Below are 13014 nucleotides of genomic sequence, written 5' to 3' on the forward strand. Positions count from 1 at the left end.
GGTCGAGCCAGTGAAGAAAGAGTCCACGAATCTGCCCGGCCAGATCCTTCAGTGCGCCGGAACGGCGGTGACTTCCCTGGGCTGCAGATGCAGTCATATGCGCCAGGCGGACTCATCGCTGGGGACGGCGACGTTTACAGAAATGGAATTGCTCGTAGTTGTCGATACCGCATGCGAATCGATTTCGGTGATGAGGAGTTGTTTCGCGCCATGTCGGTACTGGTATCTGCCATGCAGAATCAGCGGAGCTGAAATGGCGGCGGCAATCGCCCCGGAAATGGCGATGCCAGTCGTCAGGCCAAGGGCAACCAGAACCAGGCGGCCGATGGGTATGTCAGCGATCCGGTTGGAAGGCGAATGGGCTGCCAGAACCCAGTGCAGCGCCAATAACCAACATGCAACAAGCAGCGGAATGGCCGCGATGGGTGCCAGGAACGCAGCGGCAAGCGCAGGCAAGGGCGCTGAAAGGCAGGCCAGCCAGAACCGTGTGCGAGGTGAGCAGGCAGGGTTGCGATGTGTGGTTGTTGTTGGCATCTGACACCTTGGACTCAGCTGCGCCGCGCGATGACGCCGGCTTGAACGAATTGTCAGGACCCATCCGGAAGACGAACGTGCATGGCACATTCCGCCGCCAGTGACTTGAGCGACGGGTCGCCGATCCTGGCAAGCGCCGCCGCGCGTCGGCTTCGGCTCGAATGAACTGTCAAGCGCGCCCTGTCCAGCGGCGCACCATCCAAACAAAGCAATACTGCACGGCCATTGGAAGCAGGCCAAACATGATGACGCAGAACAGGATGCAGCCAAAGAACAGAAGCCCAAGCTCCAGCGCTTGAGCTATCAGTGGCCGGGAATGGTTTGAATGGTGCTGGTGCTCCAAGCTGGACGCCAGCAGGGCAAGGACGGGCAGGACGCCAAACAAGGCGCCCACGCAGCCGGTGCTGATGATGGTTTGTCTAAGCTGCCGGCGTTGCCACATAAGGACTTGCTCCGGAATCGAGCCGATCTGCGAAGCGAGCGCCGCCCGGACACCTTGTCAGGTGTCATGATCGTAGCGCTCAGCTACGCCATCTTTGAAATGAATGGTAAATAGAGCGTATCGACCGCCAACTGTTTCAAACTGAAGCAGCCATGGGTTGTTTGGATCGGCATCAAGCGGAACCCCAAGGCCAACGAACTCAAATGTGTCGCCCAAAGCGCCAGGAAGCGGTCCGTAGATCCTCTCATATGCCGGAACCAGCACGGATGCTGACTGCTGGAACAAGGCGGTCTCGTCGTTGCTTGCTCTGTGGAAGAACGCAATCTGTTTCTTCGAAGGGGCTTCGGAGTTGATGGTGTTGACGTAGACGGAAATAGTGCGACCTGCAAAAGGAACGCAATCCGCATCCCATGACTCTTCCCCGCGAATCCTGGTGAGTTCCATGGTACCGAAAATCGGGTGGACCGCTGTCGCTACAACAGGGCCTTGCCAGAGTTGCCAAAGCCATTTGAACATGACACCCCGCTCCGTCGTTATGCCGAATCGTGTAACGACGTCGGCTTGAATCAATCGTCAGGCTACGGTTCCGATTACAAGGAGGGCAACAAGCCCAAGAAGCGGAAGCGCGGCTAGAATCAATGTACAAAGCCCCAGCCAGAACCAGAATCCTCCAGCTGGACGATGACTGCTGGCGATGGTAGCGCCAATGATCATAAGACCGATGCACGTCGTTGGTAGGGCAACAACCAGCTCGATGTAGCGGTGGGGCGAAGGGCTGGCGAACCACCAAAGCCATAGCCCCACAAGGCAGACGGCCGCGCCAATCGCGACCAGTGCGCCGTCTCCTCGTCGTGCGAGAGCTTTCACGTTGGCTCGACTCCGGAGTCAGGCCGAATCGCTTGGCGGCGTTGGCTGGGATGAACGGCTAGCCCTCATCTTGAAGGGCCTGCCAAACAGCCTCAATAATTCGGTTTGATGCAGTATCCGGGTGGCATGGCTCATGGCACGCATCCTGAATGAGCGCTTGATTCCCGCGCCAGAGCCCGTAGTGATTCCTGATGCCTGTACCCCATCCATGGTGATATCGAATGAGGTCGTCCTTCTTTGTACTGCGAATGGCCTCCCTGTCCGCTGCAGAGAGAGTGGAAAGAAGGTCGGCGACAGTCGCGCTCACGGTAGTCGGCCAATTGTCGGGTCCAAGAAGTTCCGCTTCCTTCTCTTGAGCGAACGAAGAGCCGCAGAAAGCCAGCGAAAGCAGGAATGCGGTGAAGAGCTTCATAATCAGGGCTCACTCTGGAGTTCTGCGTTGTCGCGAAGCGACGTTGGCTTGGTTGAATTGTTGTGCCGGGGCAGCGACCGAGCCACCAACCAGAAGCAGGTGGATGCGCAGAGGATCAGGAACGCCGGTACCACTATCTCCAACGACAGGTAAAACCAGTTTTGCCAAGGCTTTGGTTCGGAGAGATCGGAATAGTAGAAGACTGCTCTGTAGACCGTGTCAGAGAGGAAGGCCCACAAGATGAGGGCAACCACGGAAGTGAAGAGCAGCCGACTGGGCCTGGTGCGAAGAGATCGCATCATGACCCAGCAGCCTGACAGCGCGATCAGCAGCCCCAGCGTTGCAGCAATTGCGAGAATCTCTTGTGGCCCCATAAGCCTCGCCCCCATGGTCTAATGCTTGAGTCAAGCCGCGCCGCGAAGCGGGTTGGGCTTGAATGCATTGTTAGGTGCCATGGCAGAGATAACTGAGCGGAGATCCTCCACGGCATGTTGTCGAGTCTTGGAGGACTTGATGTGGCCGGGCAACCGACTAAGCCAGTGACTATTGGGGCCATGCCCACCACCACGAATGGCGGATAGCCGGCGCGATGTCGGGAGGGGCTTACGCCCAAGGATATCTACACACTCCGCAAGCTGTGCTGCGGAAGAGAAGCGGAAGACAAAACCTTGCGACTCGACACAAAGTACCGGATAGCCGTTGCGACCCTCGGCTCTTGGGGCCGGCGGGCTGTACGACTCGGACGCGCGCCACGCGGCACCGCCAAGCTCAAAGTGAACCCAGTAGGCCATCGGCTCATCGCGCCAGTCCGCAGTGTGTTCGATCCAGTTGCGGGCAGTCTTTCCCATGCCACCTAACTCCGGAACTGAGCCGACCCGCGTAGCGGGTTGGGCTTGAATGAACTGTTAGGTCTTGAGTGTGGCACAGGCGACGCCAGAAAGAACAAACACGAGAAATGCAGAGGCAGCCCAGTAGCCTGACCGGAAGCACAGATCACCCAGGGCGTTGAGTTTTGGGTCGCCAATAGCTCTGTACTTACGCTTTGTTATGAACAAAACGTCTGGAGCAGAAGCCGATGGCTCTGTCGCTGGATCAGGAGCGATCTTAGTCCAGATGTCTGGATGAGTGATTCGCAAATAGCGGTTGAAGGTGCGCGAGTAGTAGGCGGTCATGGCGAAGGCCGGGAGTGCGACCAAGCCTGATAGGAGAAAGACAGCTGGCAGTAAAGCTTCCATCAAGGCCTAACTCTGGAATTAAGCCGACCCGCGCAGCGGGTTCGGCTTGAATGAACTGTTAGGCCCTGCCATAACCAGCCGAAGCCATTTTAAGATACGTGGAATGCTTAAGGCGGGCAGTGGGCGTCGAACGCAGTAATTGCCTCATGCAATGCAGCAACCACATTGTCGCTGTCCTTGCGCCAGACGAAATCGCTCTCTTGATGAGTGATGAGGACTGTAGAGACGTTCCGGCTCCTCTCTCCGTCCCACTTGAGAATAACCATGGCGCCGCGGCGCCTTGCGGCATCAATCTCGGGCAGAAGAGCATCAATAGTCATGCGCCTAACTCTTAGTAGACCGCCTAAAAGCGGTGTAAAGCTCAGTATGCGCACTTTCGGGCCGCTTTGAAACGGGAATGATTTTCCGTATAAACAATGGCTTGCAATATGCGGCGCGGCTTGCGATCACCTCATCCCTCCCAGTTTAGGATCGTTTGTTCACGGTGATATCGAATACATCCCTTTCCCGTCGGGCGTATTGGCGCTTGGAATGCCGTGATCGCGATGATGCTTCCGTCGGTCCATCCAGGCCGCGTGACGAATACGGAGTTGACCCAGTGCTCCGCCACGCTTGCTCAAGCCCTTACTCCACTTCCCGCACCCGCGCCAACTCCGCCGCATTCCGCAGCGCTTGTAGGAATCTCGCCAGCGGCGCGTTTTGCGGCTCGCCGTCACGCGTGTAAACCATCACCGGCCGTTGCCACGCAAACCCTGGTGCATCCAGTTTCACCCACTGTCCGGCAAGGAGCTCTGCCTGCGCCAGACGGCTGGGCAACAACGTGAGATAGCCGCCGTCACGAATCATCGCGCGCATGAATTCCGGGGAACCACTTTCCATCGTGTTGAGCGGGGGCTCCAGCCCTGCTTCATGGAAGCGCTGGCGGAATGCGCCCTCCACCGCGCCGAGGCGACGGCCGAAAATCCATGCCTGCTCCAACAGCTGCGCCGGCGTGATGGCGCGTTGCCGCGCCAGCGGGTGACGCACGCTGGCGAGTACGCGGTACTCGTCGTGCATCAGCACTTCGCTCTTGATGCGCGGGTCGGGGTCGCCATCGCCAAAGGTGTGCAGGGTGACTACCGCATCGAGTTCGCGCGCCAGCAGGCTGGGCAGCAGTTCAGGCAGGATGCCGCTGCTGACGTGGATGCCGATCTTTGGCCAATGCCGGCGCAGCGCCAGCACCGCCGGTGCTACCAGCGAGCCGGCGGTGCTGGGGCCAGTGCCGATGCGGACTTGCCCTTCGGCGCCGGTCTGCAGCTCGTGCAGGCGGTCCTCGAAGCGGCGCACGGCGTCGTGGGCAGGCTGGGCGTGTTCCATCAGCAGGCGGCCGACGTCGGTGAGCCTGGCCTCGCGGCTGCCGCGTTCGAACAAACGGGCGCCCAGTTGTTGCTCCAGTGCCTGGATGCCCTTGCTCAGGGCCTGCTGGGTGCGGCCGGTGGCCGCGGCGGCGCGGGTAAAGCTGCCGTGTTCGACCACGGACAGGAAGTAGCGAAGCTGGCGGAGGTCCATGGCGGTACGAGGTAACAACCAATGGTTGTGGATCGTACTCGAATTGGTTGGCGGTAATCGGGGCAGGGCATCGATAGTCGGCTGATCGCATCTCCCGGAGGGGAACCATGGCCAGCCGCAACGCCGTCAAACAGTGGGACCAGCAGTACGACCTCGTCATCGCCGGCTTTGGTCTGGCCGCCATGTGTGCCGCCATCGAGGCGCACGACCTGGACCCGAACCTGTCCATTCTTATTCTGGAAAAGGCCAATGAGGCTGAGACCGGTGGCAACAGCCGCGTTGCCGGGCAGTCGTTGCTGATCACCAGGAACGCCAAGGTGCTGGCCGAGTACCAGCGCAAGATGAGCGTAGCCAACCCGATCCCGGAGGACATGCTGGTGCCGTGGTCAGAGGCCATGGAAGCGCTGGAACCGTGGATCCAGGAGCGTGCGGCCCAGGCCGGTGCGCAGTTCATCCACGGCACCGGCTTCTCCGAGCGTGATGCGGTGCTGGAGTTCCCTGAGCTCGGTGCGCGTGAGGCCGTGCATTGCACCGCCACCATCCTGCCTATCCCGTCCGGCGTGTACCTCGCTTTCCGCGAGAATATCCGCCTGCGCCCGCGCATCCAGATCGCCTATGAGTCGCCGCTCAAGGATCTGGTGCAGGACCCGGATACGCTGGAGGTATTCGGCGTCATCGCCGAGCAGAACGGCGAGCGCGTGGCCATCCGTGCCAACAAGGGCGTGGTGATGGCGACCGGTGGCTTTGAGGCCAACCTGGACATGCAGCGCAATTACTTCGGCCTCGCCAACCCGGCACCGCTGGGTACGCCGCACAACACCGGCGACGGCATCAAGATCCTGCAGAAGGCGGGTGCGGATCTGTGGCATATGCGTAACCAGGGCCAGTCCGGTGGCATCTGGCCGGGCTTCAAGCCGGAGGGTTTCGTCAATGGCTTCCTGCGCAACTTCTTCTGGCAGAGCTTCAGCTGGATCGAGGTGGATGCGAACACCGAACGCTTCTACAACGAAACCGCCGAATTGCAGCTCACGCACTACAAGGAAAAAAAGCACGGCCATTGGGTGGATACCCCGCACTACCGTGCGCAGCCCGTGCATATGGTCTTTGATGCCATCACCTGCCAGTACAACAAGCTTGTGGTTGAAGTGATGAGCTGGAACCCGGTGGTGCGCGGCTACCAGTGGTCCGACGACAACGCAGTGGAAGTTGAGAAGGGTTGGATCCAGAAGGCGGATACGCTGGAGGAACTGGCGGTGCAGATCAACCGCGATCCGGCCAAGCTGCGTGCCGAGGTTGAGCGCTACAACGCGGCCTGTGCAGCGAGGAATGACGCCGATTTCGGGCGTAACCCGGAGACCTTGTTTCCGATCGCGCAGGCGCCGTTCTATGCCATGCGGATTGATCCGGTGATCGTGTGCACGGGCGGTGGCGCGCGACGCAACATCAAGTCCGAGGTGTTGGACCATGATGGCAAGCACATCCCGCGTTTGTATGAAGCCGGTGAGATGGGGTCGATGTTCTCCGACCTCTATCAGAATGGTTCGTACCTTACCGAGGCAATGATCTCTGGACGCGCTGCGGGTCGTGAAGTCGTAGGCCTTGGCAACTGGGAGGCTTGAGCATGAAAGTTGCTACCCCCGCGATGAAGCTGGATGTGCGTATCAATGACGTGAAGGCCGAGGAAGGGCTGCTGGTGATGGACGGTGTTGCGGGCATGCTGCCGTGCAAGACCAGTCTGACGCCGGCTGAGTTTCGACAGATGCTGAAGCTGGCGCTGCGGCCGAGTGTGTTGGCGTTGTTGTTCAAGAAGTGAACAGAAGCATGTCTGCTTGAAGCCTTTGCTTGAAGCCCCTCTCCCCCCGGGAGAGGGGTTGGGGAGAGGGTGAGGTGCGAAGCACCTTGCAAAAGCCAAAAAGCAAAAGCCCCCTCATCCGCCCCTTCGGGGCACCTTCTCCCGCGAGCGGGAGAAGGGATAGGAGCCAAAGCCAAAAGCTAAAGCTAAAGCTAAAGCCAAAGCCAAAGCCAAAGGCGAAGGCGAAGGCGAAGGCAAAGCCAAAGCCAAAGCCAAGGGTGAAGGCAAAGGCAAAGGCAAAGGCAAAGGCAGAGGCAAAGCCATAGCCACAGCCACAGCCACAGCAAGAACCAAAACCAAAACGGCTTGGCTTCCGTCGAACTTCGTTCGGTTGATGAGAGCTTCTAGAGGAGCGCTTGGCAGCGAAAGATGCTCCACCAAACGCTACATGCGTTGACCTGGCCCGTTGATCAGCTCAGTTCCGCACTACAACGCGTTGAAGCTCAAACACCACCCAGCTCCAGCCGTCGCTGCCACAGCGCATGCATGCCGCGCGCAGCCAGGTCTTCCGGGTGGCGTTGTACGCCGATGCCCCAGGAAATCAACGCCTGTGCATACAGGGCCAGCAAGCGGTCACTGCCAATCAGGTGCACCTGCGACAAGCGCGGGGTGTGTTCGAGTACACCGGAGGAAAGTATCTCGTGGCCGATCAGCAGGCCTGACAGATAGGAGGGCAGGGCGCTGCCTTCCAGCTGGTTGAACAGGCCGAGGGTGCGCACACCGAAAAGGTGATGCAGAAGTCCGCCCTTCTGCCGGCTGCGCTTGAGTCCACTTTCAAATGCCCAAGCGTCGAAACGGCTGTCATCTTCGGGCATCAGCTTGCCCAGCAGGCTGTGGGTGCGCAGTACCGCGTACAGCTCGCCCGTCATCGCCGTGGTCAGGCGACGTATCTGGCCATCGGCAATCGAAACCCACTTGCTATGCGTGCCGGGCAGGCAGACGACATGGTTGCCGCGTGGCAGTACCGCCAGCAGTGCGGCCAGCTGGGTTTCTTCGCCGCGCATTACGTCGGGTACCGCGTCGCCGCCGGTATCGCTGACACCTGGCACGACCCATAACGCGCGATCGGCCAAGGCCGGTGCCTGCAGCGGTACCAAGGCAGCGGCGAGGTCGTCGATGCCGGCAGGACAGGGCAGGTAAGGTACTTCCTGCCAACCGCTGCGGCTGCCGACCATGCCGGACAGGAGCAGCAAGCGGTCATCCCAACCGGCAATCTCTTCTGCCAGCACCGCTTCAAACTGTCCGGCACTGGCTTGCAGGCCGCGTTCGCTGCGGCGGCGCTCGCAGACATGGCCGCTCTCATCGAGGCGGTACAGACGCAGGCTGCTGGTGCCCCAGTCCACGGCGATCATGGCAACTCCACGCGATCCACGCTTGCCTTCAACTGCGGGTGCTCCCAGACAAAGATGCCACCTGCATCGGGCTGCGCGCTCAAGGCGGCGGCATCCAGGCCGACGCGGGCACTGCTGATGTACAGCGCACCGGGTGCCAGTACGCAGCAGGAGGCGTGTTGGGCGGGGATGTGGATCAGCTGCTCGATGCGGCCATCGGCGGAATAGCAGGCAACCCGGCCTGCGCCCCACTGCGCGTTCCATACGCGACCTTGGACATCGACTACCGCGCCATCTGGTTCGATGCCTGGTTCGCTCAGGCTGGCAAATGCCTGCAGCTCTTCAACCAGTGCGCTGTGCGGGTCATAACGGCCAGTGATGATGTTGGCCTGCGGCGAGTCGCAGAAGTAGATGCGCTCACCGTCAGGGCTGAAGCAGATCGCGTTTGGAATGGCGGCGTGTGGCAAGGGCAGGCGGCGCAGGCCTTTGCCTGCACTCCATTGGTAGAAGCTGCCGCCGCGACGTCCGTCGGCATGGTCGCTCTTGGTGCCGAACACGAAGTTGCCGTGGCGGTCGGCACGGCCGTCATTGATGCGGGTGTTGGGGTTGTCGGCTTCCACCTGTGCCAGCAGTTGCAGGCTGAGTTCGCGGTCCTGCAGCTGGGCTTCCGGGTCGGCTGCATGCAGGCCATTGGCCAGGCCCAGCAGCAGGCGGCCGTCGTTTGCCAGCGCAAGGCAGCCCAGCGGCTCGTGCAGCTGCCAGTACTGGCTGTGGCCGCTGGCTGGATCGTAGCGCCACAGGCGTGCTGCGAGGATGTCGGTCCAGTACAGGACAGTGCGGCGGTCGCACCAGAGGATGCCTTCGCCGAGCTCGCAGCGGCTGTCCACCAGCAGCCGTGCGTCGGCTTCGGTTACCTGCGGCACCTGTGCATTCACCATTCGGCAACGCTGCCGTCGCTGTGGCGCCACAGCGGGTTGCGCCAGCGCGGTGGATTCTTGTTGGCTTCGATCAGGCGTGCTTCGTCGATCTCCACGCCCAGGCCCGGCTTCGGCAGGGCAGCGATGCAGCCCTGTGCGTCGCAAGCGAAGTCGTCCTTGTTGATGACGTAGTCCAGCAGGTCCGCACCCTCGTTGTAGTGGATGCCGATGCTCTGTTCCTGCAGCACCGCGTTGTGGGCGACGAAGTCCAGCTGCAGGCAGGCAGCCAACGCCACCGGTCCGAGCGGGCAATGCGGGGCCAGCGCGACGTCATGCGCTTCGGCCATCGCGGCGATCTTGTGGCACTCGCTGATGCCGCCGGCGTGCGACAGGTCCGGCTGCAGGATGGCCAGTCCGCCGGCTGCCAGCACCGGTTTGAACTCGGTGCGCGAATACATGCGTTCGCCGGCCGCCAGTGGAATGCTGCTGACCTCCGACAGTGGGCGGTAGTACTCCCATTGCTCCGGCAATACCGGCTCTTCGACAAACAATGGGCGGTACGGCGCCAGTTCTTTCAGCAGCACGCGCGCCATCGGTGCACTCACCCGGCCATGGAAATCGATGCCGAAATCCACGCTGTTGCCGAGGGCGTCGCGGATGGTGGCGACTTTCTCGATGGCGGTGTCGACGGCGCGTGGGCTGTCGATCAGCTTCAGTTCTTCGGTGCCGTTGAACTTGAAGGTGTCGTAGCCAAGCGACTTGTAATGCTGCATCTGCTTGACGATGTCGGCCGGACGGTCACCGCCAACCCAGCGATAGGTCTTCATGCGGTCACGCACCAGGCCGCCTAGCAGCTGGTAGACCGGCACGCCCAGCGCCTTGCCCTTGATGTCCCACAGCGCCTGGTCGATGCCGGCGATGGCACTCATCAGGATCGCGCCGCCGCGGTAGAAGCCACCGCGGTACAGCACCTGCCACAGGTCGTTGATGCGGGCCGGGTCCTTGCCGATCAGGTAGTCGCCGAGTTCGTGTACGGCGGCCTCCACGGTGGCTGCGCGGCCTTCGATCACCGGTTCGCCCCAGCCGCTGATGCCCTCGTCGGTCTCGATCTTGAGGAACAACCAGCGCGGCGCAGCCTGGTAGGTGGTCAGACGCACGATCTTCATGCCGAGTAGTCCAGATAGGCCTGGCGGAACGCACGCGCGTTGTCGCGCGTGGTCTGCACCGGTTGGCCGGGTTGATAAAGGTCACCGCCGGTGCCCGCACCCTGACAACCAGCGGAAAGATAGCTGGCCAGGGTGGCGGGGGAGACGCCACCGACGGCGAAAAGAGGTACGGGCGGCAGCACGCTGCGCAGGGCGCGTATCAGTGCTGGGCCGTGAATGGATGCAGGGAACAGCTTCAGCATCTGCGCACCCGCGCGCAGTGCCTGGAAGGCCTCGCTGGCGGTGGCGAAGCCAGCCGCCACCAGCAGCCCTTCGGCAACCGCGCGTTGGATCAGCTGCGGGTCTGTATTCGGGGTGACCATCAGCCGGCCACCAGCGCGCAGCAAGGCGTCGATATGTTCGGGCAATACCACCGTGCCGGCGCCGATGCAGGCGTGCTGGCCATGGCGCTGCACGCTGCGTTGCACGCTCTGCTCCCAGCCCGGCGAGTTGCTCGGGATCTCGATCGCGTCGAAACCCTCCTCGACCAGCGCATCGACATGTGCATCCACCTCACCCGGCGTGATGCCGCGCAGGATCGCGATCAAGGGCAACTGGAAGGGCAGGGCGGTCATGTCAGTCGTGGTAAACCTGTGAGCGGCCGCCATCGATCAGGATGTCGGTGGCGTTGATGAAGCGCGCTTCGTCGCTGGCCAGGAACAGCGCGGTATAGGCCACTTCTTCCGGCCTGCCGATGCGACGCGGCGGCAACAATGCGGCCTGGCGCTCGCGGGCGCCGGGTTCGCGTTCGAACCAGGCCTCGATGCGTGGCACCAGGATCAGCCCGGGCGAAATGGAGTTCACGCGGATGCCATGCGCGGCGTACTCGATGCCGAGCGAGCGGGTCATGCCGATCAAGGCGTGCTTGGCCACGGGATACGGGAATGCGCCAGGAATGATCTTGTGCCCATGCACCGAGGCGATGTTGACGATGGCGCCAGCCTGCTGCGCGACCATGCCGGGCAGCACGGCCTTGCACAGCTGCCAGGCACCTTCCAGGTTCAGCGCGAAGCAGCGCTGCCATTGGGCGTCGTCCAATGCCAGCGGATCGGAGAACACATCGGCGCCGGCATTGTTGACCAGCACATCGATGCGGCCATGGCGCTCGAGGGCGGCTTCGATCAGGCTGCGCATCGCGGCGGCATCGGTGATGTCGCCCTGCAGCAGCTCGATGCCGTCGGCATCGCCGGCAGCCAGGTCGATGCCGATCACCTGCGCCCCTTCGGCATGGAACAGGCGGGCGATGGCCGCGCCGATGCCACTGGCGGCACCGGTCACCACCGCCACCTTGCCGGCCAGGCGGCCACTCATCGGCAGCTCCCCGCTTGGCAAACGCAGTGGCCGCCCGCGCGGCTGGCGCTGGCTGATCGTGAAACCTTCATCCCTTTCTCCCTGAAGCCTGCTGTCGGTACTGGCCGCGCCGGCCCGGCAGGGCGGCGGCGGTGCTGACGGAAGCGTGGCATAGCCTTGCGTGAGAACCTATGTGCGACAAATGAAATTTTTGTCGTAATGTATTCGCTGGGCGAATAGCTACTCAGTCGAGGGGATCGGCACGCATGGTTCAACCCACCACCGGCTGGTTCAATGCCACCCGTTTGAAGACCCGGCACCTGTTGCTGCTGCTGCATCTCTACGAGCAGCGCTCGGTGCTGCGCGCGGCCGAGGCGGCCAACATGACCCAGCCGGCGGCGTCCAAGCTGCTGGCCGAAATGGAGGACCTGCTGGGCGTGCCGCTGTTCGAACGGCATGCACGCGGGGTGGAGCCGACCTGGTATGGCCAGGTGCTGATCCGCCGGGCGCGCTCGGCGCTGTCGGAGATCGGCCGGGCCCAGGACGAGATCGCGGCGCTGCGCAGTGGCCGCACCGGCCAGGCCGCCATCGGCACCGTGGTCAATCCCGGCACCAACCTGGTGCCGCAGGCGGTGGCCGCGCTCAAGCGCGACTTCCCCGACATCCTGATCCGGATCGAGATGGACTACAGCCGGCCGCTGGTGGCCAAGCTGCTCGATGGCCAACTCGACATCGTGGTCGGCCGCATCATGGGCGCCGAAGGCAGCAGTGAGCTGGAGTTCGAGCCACTGGCCGATGAGCCGCACTCGGTGATCGTGCGTGCCAGCCATCCGTTGGCGGGGCGCAAGCGCGTCGGCTACGGCGATCTGGTCGAGTATGGCTGGATCATGCCGCCCGATGGCAGCGTGCTGCGCTCACGGCTGGACGCGGTGTTCCTGGAACATGGGCTGGTGCCGCCGCAGAACATCGTCGAGACCACCTCGCTGCCGGTCACCATCCATCTGCTGCGCCACAGCGACATGTTGACCGCGCTGCCGGCCGAATCGGTTGCGCCCTACCTGCAGACCGGGCAGATGCTGGTCCTGCCGATCGCGCTGGACGTGCGCATGGAGTTCTTCGGCATCATCCGCCGTCGCGACCAGTTGTTGTCCCCGGGTGCCGAGCGCGTGCTGGAGGCGCTGCGGTTGACCGCGCGGCGCTTGTACCCCCCGGTCGCCTGAACCGGGGTATTCACTTCCGATATACATCCTGCGCATTTTTTCATTGGTCGGGAATGAGTACCCCCGCCTATGCTCGCCGCCGTGGCTGTTTCAGGTCATTGGTATCAGGGCCATGGCCCGCGTGCGCCAGGGGGCATGCGGATCCACCGGCAAAGTGATGT

General features: G+C 62.3%; 16 protein-coding genes. 4 read left to right on the top strand and 12 right to left on the bottom strand.

What is annotated here, in order from left to right:
* Positions 1-93: 93 nt before the first annotated feature.
* From ACVOLI_RS02870 to ACVOLI_RS02900, 7 genes are all read right to left on the bottom strand, one after another.
* Positions 94-534 carry a hypothetical protein gene (locus ACVOLI_RS02870; protein WP_481533445.1) on the bottom strand — a complete coding sequence of 147 codons (441 nt, stop codon included), beginning with the start codon at positions 532-534 and terminating at the stop codon, positions 94-96.
* Between the two features lie 169 nt (positions 535-703).
* The gene (locus ACVOLI_RS02875; RefSeq protein ID WP_481533446.1) at positions 704-976 is read right to left on the bottom strand and encodes a hypothetical protein; all 273 of its coding nucleotides are present in this window, start codon (positions 974-976) and stop codon (positions 704-706) included.
* A gap of 57 nt (positions 977-1033) precedes the next feature.
* Positions 1034-1492: a hypothetical protein gene (locus ACVOLI_RS02880; protein ID WP_481533447.1), complete on the bottom strand. Its 459-nt coding sequence runs from the start codon at positions 1490-1492 to the stop codon at positions 1034-1036.
* Positions 1493-1901: 409 nt separating this feature from the next.
* Positions 1902-2255: a DUF6794 domain-containing protein gene (locus tag ACVOLI_RS02885; protein WP_481533448.1), complete on the bottom strand. Its 354-nt coding sequence runs from the start codon at positions 2253-2255 to the stop codon at positions 1902-1904.
* Positions 2256-3160: 905 nt separating this feature from the next.
* Entirely contained in the window at positions 3161-3490 is a 330-nt protein-coding gene (locus ACVOLI_RS02890) for a hypothetical protein (RefSeq protein ID WP_481533449.1), read from the bottom strand.
* 107 nt (positions 3491-3597) lie between these two features.
* Positions 3598-3810 carry a hypothetical protein gene (locus tag ACVOLI_RS02895; RefSeq protein WP_481533450.1) on the bottom strand — a complete coding sequence of 71 codons (213 nt, stop codon included), beginning with the start codon at positions 3808-3810 and terminating at the stop codon, positions 3598-3600.
* Positions 3811-4114: 304 nt separating this feature from the next.
* Positions 4115-5038: a LysR family transcriptional regulator gene (locus ACVOLI_RS02900; RefSeq protein WP_481533451.1), complete on the bottom strand. Its 924-nt coding sequence runs from the start codon at positions 5036-5038 to the stop codon at positions 4115-4117.
* A 107-nt stretch (positions 5039-5145) separates the two neighbouring features.
* Between ACVOLI_RS02900 and ACVOLI_RS02905 the strand changes: the two genes are divergently transcribed.
* From ACVOLI_RS02905 to ACVOLI_RS02915, 3 genes are read left to right on the top strand one after another with little or no spacing between them, the layout of a single operon-like run.
* Positions 5146-6657, top strand: a complete 1512-nt coding sequence (locus tag ACVOLI_RS02905; RefSeq protein WP_481533452.1) for an FAD-dependent oxidoreductase — start codon at positions 5146-5148, stop codon at positions 6655-6657.
* Positions 6658-6659: 2 nt separating this feature from the next.
* Complete coding sequence (locus tag ACVOLI_RS02910; RefSeq protein ID WP_481533453.1) at positions 6660-6851, top strand: hypothetical protein; 192 nt, start codon at positions 6660-6662, stop codon at positions 6849-6851.
* Positions 6852-6880: 29 nt separating this feature from the next.
* Positions 6881-7156: a hypothetical protein gene (locus ACVOLI_RS02915; RefSeq protein ID WP_481533454.1), complete on the top strand. Its 276-nt coding sequence runs from the start codon at positions 6881-6883 to the stop codon at positions 7154-7156.
* A 177-nt stretch (positions 7157-7333) separates the two neighbouring features.
* Here ACVOLI_RS02915 and ACVOLI_RS02920 read toward each other — a convergent pair whose 3' ends face one another.
* From ACVOLI_RS02920 to ACVOLI_RS02940, 5 genes are read right to left on the bottom strand one after another with little or no spacing between them, the layout of a single operon-like run.
* Positions 7334-8242, bottom strand: coding sequence for a 2-dehydro-3-deoxygalactonokinase (locus ACVOLI_RS02920; RefSeq protein WP_481533455.1), 909 nt, complete (start codon positions 8240-8242; stop codon positions 7334-7336).
* Complete coding sequence (locus ACVOLI_RS02925) at positions 8239-9159, bottom strand: SMP-30/gluconolactonase/LRE family protein (protein WP_481533456.1); 921 nt, start codon at positions 9157-9159, stop codon at positions 8239-8241. Before ACVOLI_RS02925 ends, ACVOLI_RS02920 begins: the two co-directional genes overlap by 4 nt.
* Entirely contained in the window at positions 9153-10304 is a 1152-nt protein-coding gene (gene dgoD / locus ACVOLI_RS02930) for a galactonate dehydratase (RefSeq protein ID WP_282267420.1), read from the bottom strand. Before dgoD ends, ACVOLI_RS02925 begins: the two co-directional genes overlap by 7 nt.
* Positions 10301-10918 carry a 2-dehydro-3-deoxy-6-phosphogalactonate aldolase gene (locus ACVOLI_RS02935; RefSeq protein WP_481533457.1) on the bottom strand — a complete coding sequence of 206 codons (618 nt, stop codon included), beginning with the start codon at positions 10916-10918 and terminating at the stop codon, positions 10301-10303. The genes dgoD and ACVOLI_RS02935 overlap by 4 nt, the downstream gene beginning before the upstream one ends.
* A 1-nt stretch (position 10919) precedes the next feature.
* The gene (locus ACVOLI_RS02940; protein WP_481533458.1) at positions 10920-11654 is read right to left on the bottom strand and encodes an SDR family oxidoreductase; all 735 of its coding nucleotides are present in this window, start codon (positions 11652-11654) and stop codon (positions 10920-10922) included.
* 245 nt (positions 11655-11899) lie between these two features.
* Between ACVOLI_RS02940 and ACVOLI_RS02945 the strand changes: the two genes are divergently transcribed.
* Positions 11900-12853 (top strand): LysR substrate-binding domain-containing protein, encoded by a 954-nt coding sequence (locus tag ACVOLI_RS02945; RefSeq protein ID WP_282267426.1) that lies wholly within the window; start codon positions 11900-11902, stop codon positions 12851-12853.
* Positions 12854-13014: the final 161 nt, after the last annotated feature.

The sequence above is a fragment of the Stenotrophomonas sp. STEN029 genome, assembly GCF_056760015.1.

What these genes read in the sequence shown, in the direction of transcription:
- ACVOLI_RS02870 (WP_481533445.1), bottom strand. Translation starts at nt 534, where the DNA reads ATGCCAACAACAACCACACATCGCAACCCTGCCTGCTCACCTCGCACA.
- ACVOLI_RS02875 (WP_481533446.1), bottom strand. Translation starts at nt 976, where the DNA reads ATGTGGCAACGCCGGCAGCTTAGACAAACCATCATCAGCACCGGCTGC.
- ACVOLI_RS02880 (WP_481533447.1), bottom strand. Translation starts at nt 1,492, where the DNA reads ATGTTCAAATGGCTTTGGCAACTCTGGCAAGGCCCTGTTGTAGCGACA.
- ACVOLI_RS02885 (WP_481533448.1), bottom strand. Translation starts at nt 2,255, where the DNA reads ATGAAGCTCTTCACCGCATTCCTGCTTTCGCTGGCTTTCTGCGGCTCT.
- ACVOLI_RS02890 (WP_481533449.1), bottom strand. Translation starts at nt 3,490, where the DNA reads ATGGAAGCTTTACTGCCAGCTGTCTTTCTCCTATCAGGCTTGGTCGCA.
- ACVOLI_RS02895 (WP_481533450.1), bottom strand. Translation starts at nt 3,810, where the DNA reads ATGACTATTGATGCTCTTCTGCCCGAGATTGATGCCGCAAGGCGCCGC.
- ACVOLI_RS02900 (WP_481533451.1), bottom strand. Translation starts at nt 5,038, where the DNA reads ATGGACCTCCGCCAGCTTCGCTACTTCCTGTCCGTGGTCGAACACGGC.
- ACVOLI_RS02905 (WP_481533452.1), top strand. Translation starts at nt 5,146, where the DNA reads ATGGCCAGCCGCAACGCCGTCAAACAGTGGGACCAGCAGTACGACCTC.
- ACVOLI_RS02910 (WP_481533453.1), top strand. Translation starts at nt 6,660, where the DNA reads ATGAAAGTTGCTACCCCCGCGATGAAGCTGGATGTGCGTATCAATGAC.
- ACVOLI_RS02920 (WP_481533455.1), bottom strand. Translation starts at nt 8,242, where the DNA reads ATGATCGCCGTGGACTGGGGCACCAGCAGCCTGCGTCTGTACCGCCTC.
- ACVOLI_RS02925 (WP_481533456.1), bottom strand. Translation starts at nt 9,159, where the DNA reads ATGGTGAATGCACAGGTGCCGCAGGTAACCGAAGCCGACGCACGGCTG.
- dgoD (WP_282267420.1), bottom strand. Translation starts at nt 10,304, where the DNA reads ATGAAGATCGTGCGTCTGACCACCTACCAGGCTGCGCCGCGCTGGTTG.
- ACVOLI_RS02935 (WP_481533457.1), bottom strand. Translation starts at nt 10,918, where the DNA reads ATGACCGCCCTGCCCTTCCAGTTGCCCTTGATCGCGATCCTGCGCGGC.
- ACVOLI_RS02940 (WP_481533458.1), bottom strand. Translation starts at nt 11,654, where the DNA reads ATGAGTGGCCGCCTGGCCGGCAAGGTGGCGGTGGTGACCGGTGCCGCC.
- ACVOLI_RS02945 (WP_282267426.1), top strand. Translation starts at nt 11,900, where the DNA reads ATGGTTCAACCCACCACCGGCTGGTTCAATGCCACCCGTTTGAAGACC.